At 73.4% G+C, this 19,444-nt stretch carries 16 protein-coding genes; 12 read left to right on the forward strand and 4 right to left on the reverse strand.

Going from position 1 to position 19,444, the window contains the following annotated elements; genetic code table 11:
* Window positions 1-543: 543 nt before the first annotated feature.
* Window positions 544-2,112 (forward strand): MFS transporter, encoded by a 1,569-nt coding sequence (locus LPA42_RS30605; protein WP_077939368.1) that lies wholly within the window; start codon window positions 544-546, stop codon window positions 2,110-2,112.
* Window positions 2,113-2,123: 11 nt separating this feature from the next.
* On the forward strand, window positions 2,124-2,732 hold the full coding sequence (locus LPA42_RS30610; RefSeq protein ID WP_077939369.1) for a TetR/AcrR family transcriptional regulator: 609 nt from the start codon (window positions 2,124-2,126) through the stop codon (window positions 2,730-2,732).
* Window positions 2,733-2,846: 114 nt separating this feature from the next.
* On the opposite strand, the gene LPA42_RS30615 is transcribed toward LPA42_RS30610, so the two are convergent.
* Both LPA42_RS30615 and LPA42_RS30620 read right to left on the reverse strand, forming a co-directional pair.
* Complete coding sequence (locus LPA42_RS30615; protein ID WP_077939370.1) at window positions 2,847-4,766, reverse strand: helix-turn-helix domain-containing protein; 1,920 nt, start codon at window positions 4,764-4,766, stop codon at window positions 2,847-2,849.
* Between the two features lie 14 nt (window positions 4,767-4,780).
* Window positions 4,781-5,563, reverse strand: coding sequence for a 3-hydroxybutyrate dehydrogenase (locus tag LPA42_RS30620; RefSeq protein ID WP_077939371.1), 783 nt, complete (start codon window positions 5,561-5,563; stop codon window positions 4,781-4,783).
* A gap of 227 nt (window positions 5,564-5,790) precedes the next feature.
* Here LPA42_RS30620 and ruvC point away from each other — a divergent pair, with 227 nt between their 5' ends.
* From ruvC to LPA42_RS30660, 8 genes are all read left to right on the forward strand, one after another.
* Entirely contained in the window at window positions 5,791-6,318 is a 528-nt protein-coding gene (gene ruvC / locus LPA42_RS30625) for a crossover junction endodeoxyribonuclease RuvC (protein WP_077939372.1), read from the forward strand.
* Entirely contained in the window at window positions 6,315-6,917 is a 603-nt protein-coding gene (gene ruvA, locus LPA42_RS30630) for a Holliday junction branch migration protein RuvA (RefSeq protein WP_077939373.1), read from the forward strand. Before ruvC ends, ruvA begins: the two co-directional genes overlap by 4 nt.
* Window positions 6,914-7,984 (forward strand): Holliday junction branch migration DNA helicase RuvB, encoded by a 1,071-nt coding sequence (gene ruvB / locus LPA42_RS30635; RefSeq protein WP_077939374.1) that lies wholly within the window; start codon window positions 6,914-6,916, stop codon window positions 7,982-7,984. Before ruvA ends, ruvB begins: the two co-directional genes overlap by 4 nt.
* 139 nt (window positions 7,985-8,123) lie before the next feature.
* Complete coding sequence (yajC, locus tag LPA42_RS30640; protein WP_077939375.1) at window positions 8,124-8,468, forward strand: preprotein translocase subunit YajC; 345 nt, start codon at window positions 8,124-8,126, stop codon at window positions 8,466-8,468.
* A gap of 247 nt (window positions 8,469-8,715) precedes the next feature.
* The gene (gene secD, locus LPA42_RS30645; RefSeq protein ID WP_077939376.1) at window positions 8,716-10,602 is read left to right on the forward strand and encodes a protein translocase subunit SecD; all 1,887 of its coding nucleotides are present in this window, start codon (window positions 8,716-8,718) and stop codon (window positions 10,600-10,602) included.
* 1 nt (window position 10,603) lies between these two features.
* Window positions 10,604-11,791: a protein translocase subunit SecF gene (gene secF, locus LPA42_RS30650; RefSeq protein WP_077939377.1), complete on the forward strand. Its 1,188-nt coding sequence runs from the start codon at window positions 10,604-10,606 to the stop codon at window positions 11,789-11,791.
* A gap of 96 nt (window positions 11,792-11,887) precedes the next feature.
* A complete protein-coding gene (locus LPA42_RS30655; protein WP_077939378.1) occupies window positions 11,888-12,454 on the forward strand; it encodes an adenine phosphoribosyltransferase in 567 nt (188 codons plus the stop codon).
* Window positions 12,455-12,731: 277 nt separating this feature from the next.
* Window positions 12,732-15,203, forward strand: a complete 2,472-nt coding sequence (locus LPA42_RS30660) for a bifunctional (p)ppGpp synthetase/guanosine-3',5'-bis(diphosphate) 3'-pyrophosphohydrolase (protein WP_198956702.1) — start codon at window positions 12,732-12,734, stop codon at window positions 15,201-15,203.
* An 82-nt stretch (window positions 15,204-15,285) separates the two neighbouring features.
* Here the strand turns inward: LPA42_RS30660 and LPA42_RS30665 are convergent, their stop codons facing one another.
* Complete coding sequence (locus LPA42_RS30665) at window positions 15,286-16,125, reverse strand: peptidylprolyl isomerase (RefSeq protein ID WP_077939380.1); 840 nt, start codon at window positions 16,123-16,125, stop codon at window positions 15,286-15,288.
* 70 nt (window positions 16,126-16,195) lie between these two features.
* Complete coding sequence (locus tag LPA42_RS30670; RefSeq protein WP_077939381.1) at window positions 16,196-17,071, reverse strand: peptidylprolyl isomerase; 876 nt, start codon at window positions 17,069-17,071, stop codon at window positions 16,196-16,198.
* 256 nt (window positions 17,072-17,327) lie between these two features.
* On the opposite strand from LPA42_RS30670, the gene LPA42_RS30675 reads away from it, so the two are divergent.
* On the forward strand, window positions 17,328-18,047 hold the full coding sequence (locus LPA42_RS30675) for an MBL fold metallo-hydrolase (protein WP_077939382.1): 720 nt from the start codon (window positions 17,328-17,330) through the stop codon (window positions 18,045-18,047).
* Window positions 18,048-18,099: 52 nt separating this feature from the next.
* Window positions 18,100-19,428, forward strand: coding sequence for a histidine--tRNA ligase (hisS, locus tag LPA42_RS30680; protein ID WP_077939383.1), 1,329 nt, complete (start codon window positions 18,100-18,102; stop codon window positions 19,426-19,428).
* The last annotated feature ends 16 nt before the right edge of the window (window positions 19,429-19,444 follow it).

Genomic DNA, 19,444 nt, shown 5'->3' on the forward strand with positions numbered 1-19,444 from the left:
ACACCACCCCGCCGGGTCGGACAATCCGCTCATTCCGGTGGAGGGGTGACGGGATGCCGGGCAGGTGGGGGTATCAACGGCGCGGGATACCCCCACCTGCCCGACATGAAGTCGATCAACCCAGCGGCGCCCAGCCCGGCCCGCCCCCGGCTCGCCCCGCCCCCGGCCCGCCACGGCCCCGCCCCCGGCCCGCCCCGGCCCCGGCCCGCCACGGCCCCGGCCCCGGGCCGGGACCGCCGGTCACTCCCGCCCCGCCCCACGCCAAAGCCGCCTCATGCCACGGCGCCGGGTCGGACAAACCGCCGCGCCGGGCCGTCGCGTGCGGGATGTCGGGCAGGTGGGGGGTATCCCGGCGCGTTGATGCCGCCACGTCGCCGACATGGAGTCGATCAACAGGATCGGGTGCCGGGTGGTGCGTGACGTGGCGCACAAACGATACGATCCGGTTCCGTATCGTAAACGGTTCGCCTAACGTCGTCGGAGTTACGAGCCTGCCCCGTATCGTATTTGCGGGACGGGCGAACCGGGGGAGAGGACCGGCCCATGCAACCGCACGAGAACACCGGACATCCGAGGCGGTGGGCGATCCTCGGGGTGCTGGTGATCAGCCTCCTCGTCGTCGTCCTCGACAACACCATCCTCAACGTCGCCCTGCGCACCCTCGCCGACCCGGTGCACGGCCTCGGCGCGAGCCAGGGCGAGCTGGAGTGGGCGATCAACTCGTACACCCTGGTCTTCGCGGGTCTGCTCTTCACCTTCGGCGTGCTCGGCGACCGCGCCGGGCGCAAGCGCTTCCTGCTGGTCGGGCTGGTCCTGTTCGGGCTGTCGTCGCTGCTGTCGGCGTACGCGCAGAGCCCGGCGCAGCTCATCGGCGCCCGCGCGCTGATGGGCGTCGGCGGGGCGGCGATCATGCCGGTGACCCTGTCGATCATCTCCAACGTCTTCGACCCGCGGGAGCGCGGCCGGGCGATCGGCGTGTGGGCCGGCGCGGTCGGCCTCGCCGTGGCGATCGGCCCGATCCTCGGCGGCGCGCTGCTGGAACACTACTGGTGGGGCTCGGTCTTCCTGATCAACGTGCCGGTGGTCGCGGCCGGCGTGGTCCTGGTCGCCCTGCTGGTGCCCGAGTCCCGTGACCCCGACCCGGGGCGGGTCGACGTCCCCGGCGTGCTGCTGTCGGTGGTGGGCCTGGTCGCCCTGACCTACGGCATCATCGACGGCGGCGAGCACGGCTTCGAACGGCCCCTGGTCTGGGTGTCGATCCTCGGTGGCCTGGCCGTGCTGGCCTGGTTCGTGCTGCTGGAGCTGCGCAGCGACCACCCGTCGCTGGACGTCCGGCTGTTCCGGGTGCCCCGCTTCGCGGCCCCGGTGGCGCTGGTCGGGCTGGTCTTCTTCGCCGCCATGGGCGTGATGTTCTTCAGCTCGTTCTACCTGCAACTGGTCCGCGGCTACACCCCGCTGCAGACCGGCCTGCTCTTCCTGCCGTTCGCCGCCGCCCAGCTCGTCTTCGCCCCGCGCAGCGCGGCGATGGTCCGCCGGTACGGGGGCCGGGCCGTCGCGGCCGTCGGGCTGGCGCTGACCAGCGTGGCCCTCGCGGCGTTCGCGTTCATCGACGCGGGCACGCCGATCTGGGTGGTCCTGGTGGTCTTCCTCCTCCAGGGCATCGGCATGGCCAACATCATGCCGCCGGCCACCGAGTCGATCATGTCGGCGCTGCCCCGGGAGAAGGCCGGCGTCGGGTCGGCGGTCAGCAACACCGTGCGCCAGGTCGCCGGCGCCCTCGGCGTGGCCGTGCTCGGCTCGGTGCTGTCCGCGGTGTACCGGGACGACGTCGCCCCGGCCCTGCGGGGCCTGCCGGCGGGGGCGCACGAGGCGGCGAGCGAGTCGATCTCCGGCGCGTACGCGGCGGCCGGGCAGCTCGGTCCGACCGGGCCGGCCCTGGTCACGGCCGCCAACGGCGCCTTCGTCTCGGCGATGCACTGGGCCGCGGCGCTCTCCGCGGCGGTCGCCGTGCTCGGCTTCGTGGTCGTGCTGCGCTGGATGCCCGGCCGGGCCCTCGACCGGGCGGCCGGCGCACCGGCGGCGAGTGAACCCGAGTTGGCCGGAACAGCGTAGGTCCGGGAACAATGTCGGACATGACTTCCGCCGCCGAGGCTCCGCGGTCGCCCGGGCGACCGCGGAGCAGCCGCGCGGACGAGGCGATCGTGGAGGCCACCCTCGACCTGCTCGCGGAGGGCAGCACGATCGAGGCGCTCACCATCGAGGCGATCGCGGCCCGCGCCGGCGTCGGCAAGGCCACCATCTACCGCCGCTGGCCGGGCAAGGACGCGCTGCTGCTGGACGCGCTGCGCCGGCTCAAGGGCGTGCTGCCGAATCCGGCGGGCCACTCCGTGCGGGACGACCTGGTGCTGCTGGTCGGGGCGGTCGGCCACAACATCGACCCGCGCGCCGCGAAGATCATGCCCTGCCTCGTGCCGGAGGTGAACCGCAGCCCCGACCACTTCCGGCTCTACCAGAACATCATCGCGCCCCGCCGGCAGCTGATGCGCGAGGTGCTCCGCCGGGGGGTACGCCTCGGCGAGCTGCGGGCCGACCTCGACATCGAGGTGGCGATGGCGCTGCTCACCGGGCCGATGCTGATGCAGCGGATGCTGCGCTGGCACCCCGAGCTGGACGACGTCCTGCTCCCGGACCGGATCGTCGATGGCGTCCTGGACGGCATCCGGGCCCGCTGACGCACCCCGCCCCGGTCGGCGGGCCGTCGCCCCGCGCCGGTCGGCGGGCCGTCGCCCCGCGCCGGTCGGCGGGCCGTCGCCCCGCGCCGGTCGGCGGCGTGGCGCCCCGAACCGTCAGGGCGCCGGCTCGCGGAGCCGGTGCAGGCGCAGCGCGAGCTGCACCTCCAGGGCCCGGCCGGGCTTCTGCCAGTCGGGGCCGAGCAGCTGGCCGACCCGTTCCAGCCGCTGGGTCACCGTGTTGACGTGCACGTGCAGCAGCTCGGCCGCCCGGGCCAGGCTGCCGCCCACCCCGAAGTACGCCTCCAGGGTCTTCACCAGCGCGGTGCCCCGCCTGGCGTCGTAGTCCACCACCGGCCCGACGGTGGTGGCGATGAACCGGGCCACGTCCCCGTCGCCCCGGTCGCCCACTGCGCCCAGCAGCAGCCCGACGAAGCCCAGCTCGGCGGTGCTCGCCCCCTGCCCGGTGCGGCCCAGCGCGCCGAGCGCCGTCAGGCAGCGGTCCGCCTCCTGGAAGATCGTCGCCAGCGAGGCGGGATCGGTCGACGGGCCGCTCGCCCCGGCGGTCACCGGCCGGCCGGTCACCCGGGACAGGTCCCGCGACACGGCGCGGGCCGCGCCGCCCGCGTCCCGGCCGGGCAGCATCAGCACCACCCGGCCGTCGCGCGCCGCCGCCAGGCCGCCGCGCGTCGAGGCGTACGTGGTGGCCCAGGAGAGCGCCCGCTGCCGGGCGGAACCCGTCGCGGCGATCGCGTCGTCGCCGACCGCCACCAGCACGTGCGGGGCGTCCAGGTCGACACCGAGGCGGCGGGCCCGGGTGCGCAGGGCGTCGGTGTCGGCCAGCGGCCGGGCGATCAGGTCGTCGAGCAGCTCGCCCCGCACCCGCCCCTCCGCCTCGGCCACGGTGCGGCGGAACAGCAGCAGCAGCGCGGTCACCAGCGCCGCCCGCTCCAGGATGCGCTGGTCGGCGTCGACCAGTTCGCCGTCGGGGCGCAGCACCAGCGCGCCCAGGTTCTCCGTGCCGGCGACCACGGCCGCGTACCAGAAGGGGCCCCGGCGGACGCTGCGCCCCTCGGTCCGCGACGCCGCGACCGCCTCCACCAGGTCCGCCCGGTCCGGCTCGTCGATCTGACCGACCCGGGCGAGCCGCCGCCCGTGGGCGTCGAGCGCCAGCAGCGCCCCGCCGAGCACGTCGGTGACGGCGGACGCCACGTCCTCGACCCCGCCGCCGCGCAGCACCAGCGCCGTCATCCGGTCGTGCGCTGCCGCCGCCCGCTCGACGGAGCTGCTGTGCGCCCGGATGGTGGTGTTGGCCGCCGACAGCTCCGCCAGCGCGGCCTGGGTCTCGGCCAGCAGCCGCGCCGTGTCGATCGCGACCGCCGCGTGCGCCGCGAGGGACACCAGCAGCGACACCTCCTCCCGGGCGAACGGCCGGGCGGAGCGGTTGGCGGCGTACAGCACGCCGATGGAGGTGGAGCCGAGCCGCAGCGGCACGCCGAGGATCGCCACCAGGCCCTCCTCGCCCACCCCGGCGTCGATCTCCCCGGTGTGGTGGAAGCGTTCGTCCTCGGGGTAGTTCGCGGTGACGTACGGGGTGCCGGACTGGGCCACCAGACCGCCCAGGCCCGCGCCCATCGGCAGCCGCAGCCGCTGGAACCGCGCCGAGATCGACCCGTCGGTGACCCGCATGTACGTGTCGCCGCGCTCGTCGTCGTCGAGCGTCATGTACGCCACGTCCGCGCCGAGCAGGTGCCGGGCCCGGTGCACGATCGCCCGCAGCACGGCGTCGAGGTCGCGCAGGCCGGCCAGGTCGCTCGCGGTGTCGTACAGGCCGGACAGCTCGCTCTCCCGGCGGCGCCGGCGCTCCAGCAGGGCCCGGACCCGCAGCGCGACCACCTTCGCCTGCTCCAGCTCGGCGAGCCGGTCGGGGGGCGCGCCGGCCGCGCGGGCCGCCACCAGCGGGCCCTCGAACTCCACCGCGGCGGCCTCCCGGGCGAGCAGTTCCAGGAACTCCACCGGCGACGACATGACCGACATTGTGCGCGAGGCCACTAGTTCGCCGTCCAGCCCCCGTCGAGGGCGATGGACGCGCCGGTGATGAACGCGGCCGGTGGCGCGCACAGGTACGCCAGCAGCTCCGCGACCTCCTCCGGCTCGATGAGCCGCTTGATCGCCGCCCGGGCCAGCATGATCTTCTCCACCACCTCGGCCTCACCGATGCCGTGGGTGGCGGCCTGGTCGGCGATCTGGTCCTGCACCAGCGCCGTGCGCACGTACGCCGGGTTGATGCAGTTGGCGGTGACCCCGTGCGCCGCGCCCTCCAGCGCGACCACCTTCGACAGCCCCTCCAGGGCGTGCTTCGCCGACACGTACGCCGACTTGTACGGCGAGGCCCGCAGCCCGTGCACGGAGGAGATGTTGACGATCCGCCCCCAGCCCCGGGCGTACATGTGCGGCAGCGCCCGGCGCACGATCCGGAACGGCGCCTCCACCATCACCCGGTGGATGTAGGCGAACCGCTCGGGCGGGAAGTCCGGCACCGGCGCGACGTGCTGCAGGCCGGCGTTGTTGACGACGATGTCCACGTCGGCGTCGAGCCGGTCCACCTCCGCCGGGTCGGCCAGGTCCACCCGCACGGCCCGGCCGCCGGCCAGCGCTGCGACCTCCTCGGCCGCGTCCGCGTCGCGGTCGAGGACCAGCACGCGGGCCCCGGCCGCCGCGAGCCGCAGGGCACAGGCCCGGCCGATGCCGCCGCCACCGCCGGTCACCAGCGCGGTCCGACCGGCCAGGTCGACGTGTACGACGTGGGGGCCCGCCACGGGTTCTGCCGTCATGGCGCACAAAGCTACGAGCTGGGTGGCCGGGGGCACATGGGTCGATGGCACATACTCGACACCCCGGCTGTGTGCCGCCACGCCCCCCGGCCCGTCGGCGGCCTGACCCCCGGCCCCTCGGCGGCCCGCCCCCTGCTCTTCGGCGGCGTGTCCCCACAGCCGGCTGTCGGGGCCGCCCAGTAGGGTGTCGAACACACGTACTGCCGACGTGGTGGGGAGGAGGCGGCGTGCGCGTGCTCGGCGTCGACCCGGGGCTGACCCGGTGCGGGGTCGGCGTGGTCGAGGGCGTGCCGGGCCGGCCCTGCACCCTGGTCGCCTACTACGTCGTCTACACCGACCCGGGCGACGACCTGCCGCTGCGCCTGCTGCACCTGGACCGCTCGCTCACCGAACTGGTCGCCGAGCACCGGCCGGACGCCGTCGCCGTCGAGCGGGTGTTCAGCCAGCACAACGTGCGCACCGTGATGGGCACCGCCCAGGCCAGCGGGATCGCCGTGCTGGCCGGCGCGCGCGCCGGGCTGCCCGTGCAGACCTACACCCCGAGCGAGGTCAAGGCCGCCATCACCGGCTCCGGCCAGGCCGACAAGGCGCAGATGACGACCATGGTGACCCGGCTGCTGCGGCTGCCCGAGCCGCCGAAGCCGGCCGACGCCGCCGACGCCCTGGCCCTGGCCATCTGCCACGTCTGGCGCGGCGGCACCCGCTCGAAGCTGGCCGAGGCGGCCGACCGGGCACGACGAGGAGGAGCACGATGATCGCCAGTGTGCGCGGGACGGTGACCGCGACCGGCCCGGACCACGCGGTGGTGGAGGTCGGCGGGGTGGGCCTGGCGGTGCACTGCGCGCCCGGCACGCTCGCCGACCTGCGGGTCGGCGAGCCGGCCCGGCTGGCCACCAGCCTGGTGGTCCGGGAGGACTCGCTCACCCTCTACGGCTTCGCCGACGACGACGCCAAGCAGTTGTTCGAGCTGCTCCAGACCGCGAGCGGGGTGGGGCCCCGGCTGGCCCAGGCGGTGCTCGCCGTGCACACCCCCGACGCGGTGCGCAAGGCCATCGCCAACGCCGACACCGCCGCGCTGACCCGGGTGCCGGGCATCGGCAAGAAGGGCGCCGAGCGCCTGGTGCTGGAGCTGCGGGACCGGATCGGCCCGGTGCCGGTGGGCGCCGACGGGGCGGCCGGCGTGACCGGGGGCGCCTGGCCCGAGCAGGTCCGCCAGGCGCTGGTGGGCCTCGGCTGGACGGCGGGCCAGGCCGACCAGGCGGTGGCCGCGGTCGCGGAGACCGTCGACGGCCCGCCGCCGCCCGTGCCGGTCCTGCTCAAGCAGGCCATCCGCCTGCTCGGCCGCACCCGATGACGGGGCCCGACGGCAACCTCGTCTCCGCGTACGTCAACGACGCGGAGCGCGACGCCGAGGCCAGCGTCCGGCCGAAGCGGCTGGAGGAGTTCATCGCCCAGCACCGGGTCCGCGAGCAGCTCGACCTGCTGCTGCGCAGCGCGATGCGGCGCGGCTCCCCGCCCGACCACATCCTGTTGTCGGGGCCGCCTGGCTTGGGTAAGACGACGCTGGCCAACATCGTGGCGGCCGAGCTGGGCTCCGGCATCCGGGTGACCAGCGGCCCGGCCATCGAGCGCTCCGGCGACCTCGCGGCGATCCTGACCAGCCTCACCGAGGGTGACGTGCTGTTCATCGACGAGATCCACCGGATCGCCAAGCCGGCGGAGGAGCTGCTCTACAGCGCGATGGAGGACTTCCGGGTCGACGTGATCGTCGGCAAGGGGCCGGGGGCCACCGCCATCCCGCTGGACGTCGAGCCGTTCACCCTGGTCGGGGCGACCACCCGGTCGGGCCTGCTGACCGGGCCGATGCGGGACCGCTTCGGCTTCGTCGCGCACCTCGACTTCTACTCCCCGGCCGACCTGGAGGTGCTGCTGCGCCGCTCGGCGCGCATCCTCGGGGTGCCGATCACCGACGACGGGGCCGCCGAGATCGCCGGCCGGTCCCGGGGCACCCCCCGGATCGCCAACCGGCTGCTGCGCCGGGTGCGCGACTTCGCCGAGGTCCGGGCCGACGGCACGGTCACGCTGGAGACGGCCCGGGCGGCCCTGACGGTGTACGACGTCGACGCGCTCGGGCTGGACCGGCTGGACCGGGCGGTGGTCACCGCGCTGGTCGACTCGTTCCGGGGCGGCCCGGTGGGCCTGTCGACGCTGGCCGTGGCGGTGGGGGAGCAGCCGGACACCGTCGAGGAGGTGTGCGAGCCGTTCCTGGTGCGGGCCGGGCTGCTCGCGCGTACGCCCCGGGGGCGGGTGGCCACCGAGGCGGCCTGGCGTCATCTGGGTCGTACCCCACCGAATGGTACATTTGGCACCGGTGCCCCTCCCGCGCCCGATCTGTTCTCCGCCGCGCCCGATGAGCCGTGATCCGTTCGTGATCTGTGCCGCATTCGGCGTTCCCAGGTGCAGGGACTAGACTCGCCGCGGTCTGTACAGGACGTGAGAATCCGCCTCCGCTCCGGTGCCCCTCGTGCCGAGCCGGAGGCCAATCGGAAGGTCAGTAACCGTGCTTTACGCAGCAGCGGGTGGCGGGGGAGCCGGCGGTCTCACGCCGATCCTCATGATCGCCCTGCTCTTCGGCGTCATGTACTTCATGATGATCCGCCCCCAGCAGAAGCGCCGCCGCGAGGCGGAGCGGATGCAGTCCACCCTCGGCCCCGGCGACGAGGTGGTCACCATTGGCGGGCTCTACGGCACGGTCACCGGCGTGGACGACGAGACCGTCCTGCTCGAGGTCGCCCCCGGCGTGCAGACCCGGTACGCCCGTCCGGCCATCGCCCGCGTCGTCAGCCAGGCCGAGCGGGCCGAGTCGACCGAGGACGTCGAGGACGCCGAGACCGTCAAGGAGTGACCGTCGTCCCGGGGACGGGGCAGCGGAGACAGCGATAAAACTGGATAGTTGGGCCCACGCCCGACGCCGACGCGTGAGCGCTGCCGGCCGCCGCCCCCGCGACGGCCGTGGGCAGCCGTGTCGACGTCGGGTCGCCGGCCCGGACACCCGTCGCCGGGACCCCCGGCCCGACCCTCGTGCCGCCGCCTAGGGCGGTGCGACCGTAACAGGGAGACAGACAGCCGTGGCACCACCACCTCAGGGACAGATGCGGCCCGGACGGCAGCTCGCCGTGCTCGGGCTCATCTTCGTCGTCCTCTATCTCTTGGTGTTCTTCTCGGGCGGCGCCAGTGGTGGCTTCAAGGACCGGCTGGAGCCCCGGCTCGGCCTGGACCTGGTCGGCGGCACCCGGATGACGCTGGAGGCGACGAACAGCCTCGACGGCAAGCCCCCGACGGCGGAGAACCTCGAAGAGGCCCGCCAGATCATCGAGAACCGGGTCAACGCCTACGGCGTGGCCGAGGCCGAGGTGGTCACCGAGGGCAACCGGAACATCGTCATCTCCCTGCCCGGCGAGAACCGCGACCTCACCGACGTCGGCAGCGCGGCCGAGCTGCGCTTCCGCAAGGTGCTCAAGGCCGCCGACGGCAGCGGCGCGGCGGCGGCCCCCGCGCCCACCCCGACGCCGGCCCCGTCCGGCAGCGCGTCGCCGAAGCCGTCCGGCAGCGCCAAGCCGTCGGGCAGCGCGTCGCCGTCCGGCGCGAAGGCCACCGCGTCGCCGAGCGCGGGCGGCCAGGGCGGCGGGGCGCCGGCCCCGAGCGCCAGCGCCACCCCGTCGCCCTCGGCGAGCGCCGCGCCGTCGTCGAGCGCCAGCGCCGAGCCGGTGCCGGCGGGCGTCGAGGAGCAGCGCAAGGCCGTCGAGCAGAAGGTCGGTGCCGCCGCCTGGCAGGCCGCGAGCGGCCTGCAGGCCCCGGCCGACCTGACCGCCGACCCGTCGCTGGCCGACAAGCTCAAGCCGTTCGGCGCGCTCAGCCCGCGCGAGGTCGCCGTGCTGCCGGCCGAGATGCAGTTCAACGTGCCGACAATCACCTGCGCGCAGCTCGACCAGCGCCCCCCGGCGTCGATCAAGGACGAGAAGCAGAAGGCCGTCGCCTGCGAGGACGGCGTCCAGAAATACCTGCTGGACGTGGCGAAGGTGCTCGGCACCGACGTCGGCGACGCCAACGCGGTGCTCGACCAGACCAGCTCCTGGGTGGTGAGCCTCGACTTCAAGGGCGCAGGCCAGGAGAAGTGGACCAACCTGACCCGCGAGGCGTTCAACAACGAGGGCCAGGCCTGCGACCAGACCGCGCTGGGTCAGGACGGCAAGTGCCGGGTCGCCGTGGTGCTGGACAACAAGGTCGTCTCCTCGCCGGAGATCCAGGGCGTGCTCACCGGTGACTCGCAGATCACCGGCAGCTTCGACAACAAGACGGCCAACGCCCTGGCCGGCCAGTTGCGCTACGGCGCGCTGCCGGTGACCTTCGAGGCGCAGGAGCAGCAGAACGTCACCGCCACCCTCGGCGCGAGCCACCTGCGCGCGGGCCTGCTCGCCGCCGGCATCGGCATGCTGCTGGTCATCATCTACTCGTTCTTCTACTACCGGCTGCTCGGCTCGGTCATCTTCCTGAGCCTGGTGCTGTCGGGTCTGCTGGTCTTCGGCGCGCTGGTCGTCCTGGGGCGGCAGATCGGCTTCACCCTCACCCTCGCCGGCATCGCCGGCATGATCGTCTCACTCGGTGTGGCGGCGGACTCGTTCGTCATCTACTTCGAGCGGCTCAAGGACGAGATCCGGGAGGGGCGCAGCCCGCGCAGCGCGGTGCCCCGGGCGTGGACCCGGGCCCGCCGGACGATCATCTCGGCCAACGCCATCACCATCATGTCGGCCGTGGTGCTCTACATCGTCTCGGTCGGCGCGGTGAAGGGCTTCGCCTTCGCGCTCGGCCTGGCCACGGTGCTCGACCTGGTCGTGGTCTTCCTGTTCCGTCACCCGATCATGACGATGTTCGCCCGGACCCGGGCGTTCCTGTCCCCGCGGGTCAGCGGTCTCGGCCGGATCCTTCCGCCCGCGCGGAGCGAGCAGGCCACCCGCACCTCGCGCGTCAAGGAGGCCTGAGATGGCTAAGACTGGTTTGGCGAGCCGCCTCTACGCGGGCGAGGCCGGCCTCGACGTCATCGGCCGGCGCAAGCTGTGGTTCGGTGTGGCCGGGGCGCTGATCCTCGTCGCCGTGCTCAGCTTCGCCCTGCGCGGTTTCACCCTGGGCATCGAGTTCGCCGGCGGCAACTCGTTCCAGGTGCCGGCCAGCGTCGGCACCCTCGACGACGCCGAGAAGACGGTCGACACGGTGCTGGCGAGCACTGCGGCGGGCGCCGAGGTGGTGACCGCGCAGAAGGTCGGCGGCACCGGCGGCGACTTCTACGAGATGCGCACCACGCAGCTCAACGCCGAGCAGGCCAACGCGGCGAAGGCCGAGATGGCCCGTGCGTTCGGCATCCAGCCCGACCAGATCAGCGGCAACCAGGTCAGCGAGGCGTGGGGCAGCCAGGTCACCTCCCGGGCGCTGCTCGGTCTGGTGATCTTCGTCCTGCTGGTGACGGTCTACCTGGTCCTGCGGTTCGAGTGGCGGATGGCGGCCGCCGCCGTCTCCTCGCTGTTCATGAACCTGATCCTCACCGCCGGCATCTACTCGCTGGTCGGCTTCGAGGTCACCCCGTCGACGATCATCGGGTTCCTCACGATCCTGGGCTTCGCGCTCTACGACGTGGTGGTGGTCTTCGACAAGGTGCAGGAGAACACCCGGGGCATTACGGCGAACAACAACCAGACGTACGGCGAGGCGGCCAACCTGGCCATCAACCAGAGCCTCATGCGGTCGCTGAACACCTCGGTGGTCGCGCTGCTGCCCGTCGGTGGTCTGCTCTTCATCGGCGCCGGCCTGCTGGGCGCGGGCACGCTGAAGGACCTCGGCCTGGTGCTGTTCGTCGGTATGGCGGTCGCCTTCCTGACCTCCATCCTGCTGGCCACCCCGCTGCTGGTGCTGCTGAAGAACTACGAGCCGCGGATCCAGGCGCACAACAAGCGGGTCCTGGCCCGGCGGACCGCCCTCGCCCGGGGCGAGATCACCCCGAAGGGCGCGGCGCGCCCGGCCGCCGACGCCGACGAGCCCGCCGACGCCGACGCGGCCCTGGCCGGGGCCGCCCCGAAGGTGGGCGCCCGGCCCGCCGGCAAGCGCGCGACCGGCGCCCGGGGCGGTCGCCCCGCCGGTGGCGGCGGCAACCGGCCGGGCGGCGCCAAGCGGCGCTGATCGGCCACACCGGTAGGGAACACGTTCCGACGGCGTCCCGCAGGCTGTGCGAGCAGCGTGCGGGACGCCGTCGGCCATGAAGGGAGACGGGCCGCCGTGACGGAGACGCACAGCGCCGGGGTACGGGGAGACAGCGGCCCGCGGGTCGCCGAGCTGGTCGCCAGCCGCGTGCTGGACGTGCCGGACTTCCCGAAGCCGGGCGTGATGTTCAAGGACCTGATGCCGCTCTTCGCCGACGGCGAGGTGTTCCGGCAGGTCGTCGACGGGATCGTGGCGTACCACGGGCGGGACGCGTTCGACGCCGTGGTGGGCATCGAGGCCCGGGGCTTCGTCGTCGCGGCGGCCATCGCGTACGCGACGGGGGTGGGCGTGGTGCCGGTGCGCAAGGCCGGCAAGCTGCCCCGCCCCGCCTACTCGGCCTCCTACGCCCTGGAGTACGGCGAGGCGACGCTGGAGGTGCACGAGGACGCGTTCACCGCCGGGCACCGGGTGCTGGTGGTCGACGACGTGCTCGCCACCGGCGGCACCGCCGAGGCCACCCTCGATCTGGTGGAGCGGGCCGGCGGCACGGTGGCCGGCTTCACGGTGCTGCTGGAGCTGGGGTTCCTCGGCGGGCGCAAGCGGCTCGCCCCGCGCCCCGTGCACGCCCTGCTGAGCGTGTGAGCCGTCCGGGCCGCCCCTCGCCCCGGCACCGACGACCCGGGGCGCGGCGTGCGCAGTGCCTGTTCGTGCCCCGGTGCCCGATTGGTGGCCCCGGCCGCCGGGCGGACCCGGTGGGGACCGTCCGGCGGAGCGGCGGGGCACCGTGCGTGCGGGTAGCATTGCCCATTGCTGACCGGGCGGGTGACCGTCCGGGCGGCGTGAGACCAGGCCGGCCGGACGGTCGGCGCATCCCCGGCGAGCGGTGAGGAGGCCGGTGTCCCACGATGTCGTCCCTCCGGTGGAGGGCACGGTGCACCCGACAGGCGACGCTGACGGTTCGGTAACCGATCGGGGCGCTGACGCCCTGGCCGTGGCGGGTGGGAACGGCGCGGGCTCCGGGTCCGCCGACGGCGCGGCGGCGGGTGCCGGTGCGCCGCTGTTCCCGGCCGACGCCGCCGACGATCCGTCGCAGCTCACCGGCGATCCGTCGCCGAGCGGCGGCTTCGCCCTCTCCAACGCGCCCACCGGGCGGCGGGTGCGGGCGAGGCTGGCCCGGTTCAACGCGCCCTGGCAGACCTCGCAGGTCAGCGAGGTGCTGGAGCCGCTGATCTCCAGCCACCGGGAGAACCACCCGAAGGCCGACGCGAAGCTGATCCAGACCGCGTTCGACACCGCCAACCGCTGGCACTCCGGTCAATACCGCAAGTCCGGCGACCCGTACATCACCCATCCGCTCGCGGTGGCCACCATCCTGGCCAACCTGGGCATGGACACCACGACGCTGGTCGCCGCGCTGCTGCACGACACGATCGAGGACACCGAATACACCCTCGACCAGATGAAGGTCGACTTCGGCCCCGAGGTGACCCTGCTCGTCGACGGGGTGACCAAGCTCGACAAGGTCAAGCTCGGCGACGCCGCGAAGGCGGAGACGATCCGCAAGATGGTCGTGGCGATGGCGAAGGACCCGCGGGTCCTGGTGATCAAGCTGGCCGACCGGCTGCACAACATGCGCACCCTCTCCTTCCTGCCCGCGCCGAAGCGGGAGCAGAAGGCGAAGGAGACGCTGGAGATCCTGGCGCCGCTGGCGCACCGCCTCGGCATGAACACGATCAAGTGGGAGCTGGAGGACCTCGCCTTCGGCACGCTGTTCCCGAAGCGGTACGAGGAGATCCTGCGCCTGATCGGGGAGCACCAGCCGCAGCGGGAGTCGCTGCTGCGTCAGGTGACGCAGAAGGTGGGCACCGACCTGAAGGCCGCCAAGATCAAGGCGGAGACGACGGGCCGGCCGAAGCACCTCTACTCGATCTACCAGAAGATGATCGTGCGGGGCCGCGACTTCAACGACATCTACGACCTGGTCGGGGTGCGGATCCTGGTCGACACGGTGCGCGACTGCTACGCCGCGCTGGGCGTGATCCACGCGAACTGGCAGCCCGTGCCGGGCCGGTTCAAGGACTACATCGCGATGCCCAAGTTCAACATGTACCAGTCGCTGCACACGACGGTCATCGGGCCCACCGGCAAGCCGGTGGAGATGCAGATCCGCACGTACGCGATGCACCGCACCGCCGAGTTCGGCATCGCCGCCCACTGGAAGTACAAGGAGCACAAGGGCACCCAGATCGTCGGCCCGCCCGCGCACATCGACGAGATGACGTGGCTGCGGCAACTGCTGGACTGGCAGCGGGAGGCGGCCGATCCGAGCGAGTTCCTCGACGCGTTGCGGTTCGACCTGTCGAGCCAGGAGGTGTACGTCTTCACCCCCAAGGGTGACGTCATTCCGCTGCCGACGGGGTCGACGCCGGTGGACTTCGCGTACGCGGTGCACACCGAGGTCGGGCACAAGTGCATCGGGGCGCGGGTCAACGGCAAGCTGGTGCCGTTGGAGTCGACGCTGTCCAACGGCGACGTGATCGAGATCTTCACGTCGAAGTCGGACACGGCCGGGCCGACGCAGGACTGGCTGGGCTTCGTGAAGAGCCCCCGGGCGCGCACGAAGATCCGGCAATACTTCAACAAGGAGCGGCGCGAGGAGGCGATCGAGGCCGGCAAGGACGCGATCGTCAAGGCGATGCGCAAGCAGGGCATGCCGTTGCAGCGGATGCTCACCTCCGACGCGCTGATGGCCATCGCGCGGGACCTGCACCTGGCCGACGTGGCGTCGCTGTACGCGGCGGTCGGCGACAGCCAGGTCTCCGCCCAGTCGGTGGTGCAGAAGCTGATGGCCGCGTACGGGGGCGAGGAGGGCGCGGCGGAGGACATCGCCGAGACCGCCGTGGCCACCCGGCCGCCGCGCAGCCGGCAGAGCAGCGCCGACCCGGGTGTGGTGGTGCGGGGCGTCAGCGACGTGTGGATCAAGCTGGCCCGCTGCTGCACCCCGGTGCCGCCCGACTCGGTCTTCGGGTTCGTCACCCGCTCCGGCGGGGTCAGCGTGCACCGCGACGACTGCGCCAACGCCGAGGACCTGCGGGCCCAGGCCGAGCGGGTGGTCGAGGTCAGCTGGAAGCTCACCTCCGCCTCCACGTTCCTGGTGGCCATCCAGGTGGAGGCCCTCGACCGGCACAAGCTCCTCGCGGACGTCACCCGGGTGCTCTCCGAGGAGCGGGTCAACATCCTCTCCGCGACGGTCACCACCACCCGCGACCGGGTGGCGGTGAGCCGGTTCAGCTTCGAGATGGCGGACCCGAAGCACCTGGGGCACCTGCTGGCCGCCGTCCGCAAGGTCGACGGGGTGTTCGACGCCTACCGGGTCACCTCGGGGTCCTGAGCCGCTCAGCAGGGCCCCGGACACGACAGCGCCCGCCGGTGGTGACCGGCGGGCGCTTCGTCGTGCGGGGTGGGGCGGGCGGTCAGCCCTGCGCCTCGCTCATCGTCATCTTCTTGATGACGACCTCCTTCTTGGGGTGGCCGCCGCCGGCCTGCTTGGCGTACGCCCCGTCGTCGCCGGCCTTGGCGACATCCTTGACGATGTCCATCCCGCCGGTGATGGTGCCCAGGACGGTGTAGTTCGCGTCCAGCGGCGAGTCGCCGTAGACGATGAAGAACTGGCTGCCCGTGCTGCCCGGCTGCCCCGAGTTGGCCATCGCGATGACGCCCTCCGGGTACGGCGGGCGCTTGTCGGTCGGCAGGTTCTCCTCGGCCATCCGGTAGCTCGGGCCGCCGGTGCCGTCGGTGTCCCGCCAGCCCTTGCCGGTGGCGCTCGGGTCGCCGCACTGGAGCACCTTGATGCCCTCGGTGACCAGGCGGTGGCACTTGGTGTTGTCGAGGAAGTTCTTGCTCGCCAGGTGGGTGAAGCTCGCGGCGGTGCACGGCGCGGCCGACCGGTCGACCTTGGCGGTGATCGGGCCCAGGTTGGTGTCGAACGTCAGGGTCTGGGTGCCGGTGTTCGGTTGCTGGGCGGCCGGCAGCCCGACGTCCTTGATCTCCTTGGTCTGCTGCTCCTTGGGGACCTCGGTCCAGGCGCACTGCACGAAGCCGGGGGCGGCGGCGGTGTCCTGCTTCTTGTCGTCGTCGCCGCCGATGCTGGCGGCGAGCCAGACGGTGCCGGCGACCACGAGCAGCAGGGCCGCCCCGGCCCCGACGATCGCCTGCGTCTGCCGGCGCTTGCGGGCCCTGGCCGCGCGCTCGGCCATCTCCCGCTCGAGCCGGGCGCGCGCCGCCGCGCGCTGCCGCTCTCTGGTGGACGTCACGGTCGATCCTCCTGGACTGTCTCGGGCGCGGCCGGTGCCGCAAAAGGCTGTGGGGTGTGGGGGAGCCGGGTCAGCCGGCGCTGGGGCTGGCCGACGCGCCGCTGGGGGCCGGGGCCGGCGCGGTCGTCGGCTCGCCGACGGTGAGACTCTGGATCACCACGTCGGTCTTCGGCTTGACCTTGGCTCCGCTCCCATTGTCCACGGTCTGCAGGGCACCGATCTTCGTGACCACGTCCAGGCCGCCGGTGACCTTCCCGATCACCGGGTAGGCCGGCTTGTCCGGGTCGAAGTCCTTGAAGAAGATCAGGAACTGGCTGCCGTTGGCGCCCGGCGGGTTGGCGACCATCGCCACCGTGCCCTTCGGGTACGCCGGGGGCTGGTCGGGCGCGGGGCTCGCCGACGGGCTGGCCTCGGGGGCCACCGGGACGTTCTCGTCGTAGAACGAGTACGTCGGGCCGCCCAGCCCGGTGCCGCTCGGGTCGCCGCAGCGCAGCGCGCCCTCGGAGGTGATCTCGTGGCACTTCGTGTTGTCGTAGAAGCCCTTGCTCGCCAGGTGGGCGATGCTCGCCCCGGCGCACGGGGCCGACGCGAGGTCCAGCTCGGCGGTGATCGGGGCGCCCTGGTTGGTGGTGACGGTCAGTGCCCGGGTGCCGGAGGTCGGCAGGCCCTGGGTGGCCGGGGTGCCCACGTCCTTGAGGTTGGTGTTCGCGGTGGCGTCCTGCGGCGTCCAGAGGCAGACGTCCTCGGCGGCCGTGTCCTGCTTCGGGTCGTCGTCGAAGGCGCCCAGCGCCCAGGCCGAACCGGCCACGATCAGCACGAGCACCACGGCGGCGCCGACACCGGCCTGGATCTGCCGTCGGCGTCTGGTCCGGGCGGCCCGTCGCGCCAGCTGCCGGTCGAGCTTGGCCCGCGCCAGTTTGCGCTGCCGGTCCCTGCTGGAAGCCACCCGTGCTCCCCTTCCTCTACCCTGATGGTCACCGGCGGTCGGCGTCGCGCCCCGTCGGGTGCCACGTGCGCCACGCCACACGCCCGCCAGAGTGTACGGGTAGCGGCTGGGAAAGTGGTGTACGAGGTCCGGGCTGGCTTTATCGGAGTTGCTCACTGGGCCGGTGTTGCCACGGGGGCGGGTGGGCCGGCGCGATCCGCCCGCCGCTGCGGCTAGGCTTCCCGTGCAGGCTAGACAGCGACGGAAGGGGAGCGCCGTGCTCGTGGCGAGCTTTCCCGCGGACGCCTTCGGCACCAACTGCTATGTGGTGGCGACCGGGCCGGGGGAGCAGTGCGTGGTGGTCGACCCGGGCATCGGGGTGATCGACCGGCTCGACGCCGTCCTCGCCGAGCATCGCCTGCACCCCGCCGCCGTGCTGCTCACCCACGGCCACCTCGACCACACGTTCTCCGTCGCGCCGGTCTGCGGCGCGCGGGGCGTCACCGCGTACGTCCACCCGGAGGACCGGGAGCTGCTGGCCGATCCGGCCAAGGGGCTGTCGATGGACCTCCGCGGGCTCTTCGGCGGCCGGCTGCCCTACTCCGAGCCCGACGACGTCGCCGAGCTGACCGACGGCGCGACCCTGTCGCTCGCCGGGCTGGAGATCACCGTCGACCACGCCCCTGGCCATACCGGCGGGTCGGTGCTGTTCCGGCTGCCGGGCGAGGGCTCGGAGTGGGAGGCCGAGCAGGTCTGCCTCTCCGGCGACGTGCTCTTCGCCGGCTCGATCGGCCGCACCGACCTGTGGGGCGGCAGCATGCCCCGGATGCTCACCAGCCTGCGCGACAAGATCCTCCCGCTGGCCGACGACACGGTGGTGCTGCCCGGCCACGGCCCCGCGACCACCATCGGCCGCGAGCGCGCGAGCAACCCGTACCTCATCGAGGTGGCGGCCTCGGGCGACGCGCGCCCGGCCGCACCCACCCGCGGTCTCTAGGCCGCGCCTCGACCTTTCCCGCGCCGCCGGCGCGGGTGCTGAACGGAGCGTCATGAGCAAGCCCACGCCCATCTCCGGCTTCCCCGAGTGGACCCCGGCGCAGCGGATGATCGAGCAGTTCGTGCTGGACCGGATCCGCGCCACCTTCGAGCTGTACGGCTTCGCGCCGCTGGAGACGCGCTCCGTCGAGCCGCTGGACCAGCTGCTGCGCAAGGGGGAGACCTCCAAGGAGGTCTACGTGCTGCGCCGCCTCCAGGCCGACGCCGACGGCCCCGCCGGCGACGACGCCCTCGGCCTGCACTTCGACCTGACGGTGCCGTTCGCCCGCTACGTGCTGGAGAACGCCGGCAAGCTCCAGTTCCCGTTCCGCCGCTACCAGATCCAGAAGGTGTGGCGGGGCGAGCGCCCGCAGGAGGGGCGCTACCGGGAGTTCCTCCAGGCCGACATCGACATCGTCGACCGGGACACCCTGCCCGCCCACTACGAGGCGGAGATGCCGCTGGTCATCGGCGACGCGCTGCGGTCGCTGCCGATCCCGCCGGTGACCATCCAGGTCAACAACCGCAAGATCTGCGAGGGGTTCTACCGGGGCATCGGCCTGACCGACCCGGAGGCCGCCCTGCGCGCCGTCGACAAGCTCGACAAGATCGGCCCGGCGAAGGTGGCCGAGCTGCTCGCCGAGACGGCCGGGGCGAGCGAGGCGCAGGCCAAGGCGTGCCTGGCCCTGGCCGAGATCTCCGCCCCGGACGCCTCGTTCGCCGACGCCGTGCGCGGCCTCGGGGTGACCCACCCGCTGCTCGACGAGGGCGTCGCCGAGCTGGTCGCGGTGGTGGAGACCGCCGCCGCGCACTCCCCGGGGCTGTGCGTGGCCGACCTGCGCATCGCCCGCGGGCTCGACTACTACACCGGCACCGTCTACGAGACGTCGCTGGCCGGCTACGAGCGGTTCGGCTCGATCTGCTCCGGCGGCCGGTACGACAACCTGGTCAGCGCCGGTGGCGCGTCCTTCCCCGGGGTCGGCATCTCGATCGGGGTGAGCCGGCTGCTCGGGCTGCTCTTCGGCGCGGGCGCGCTCACCGTGTCCCGCAGCGTGCCGACGTGCGTGCTGGTCGCGGTGACCAGCGAGGAGCGGCGGGCGGCGAGCAACGCCGTCGCCGACGCGCTGCGCCGCCGGGGGGTGCCCACGGAGGTCGCGCCGAGCGCGGCGAAGTTCGGCAAGCAGATCCGGCACGCCGAGCGGCGCGGCATCCCGTACGTGTGGTTCCCCGGTGCCGACGGGGCGCCCGACGAGGTGAAGGACATCCGCTCCGGCGAGCAGGTGGTCGCGGCGGCCGGGGAGTGGACCCCGCCCCGGGCCGACCTGTCGCCCCTGGTGAGCTGAGGGGACGCCGCGCGGG

The sequence above is a fragment of the Micromonospora sp. DH13 genome, assembly GCF_020873825.1.
Lineage (GTDB): Bacteria > Actinomycetota > Actinomycetes > Mycobacteriales > Micromonosporaceae > Micromonospora > Micromonospora haikouensis.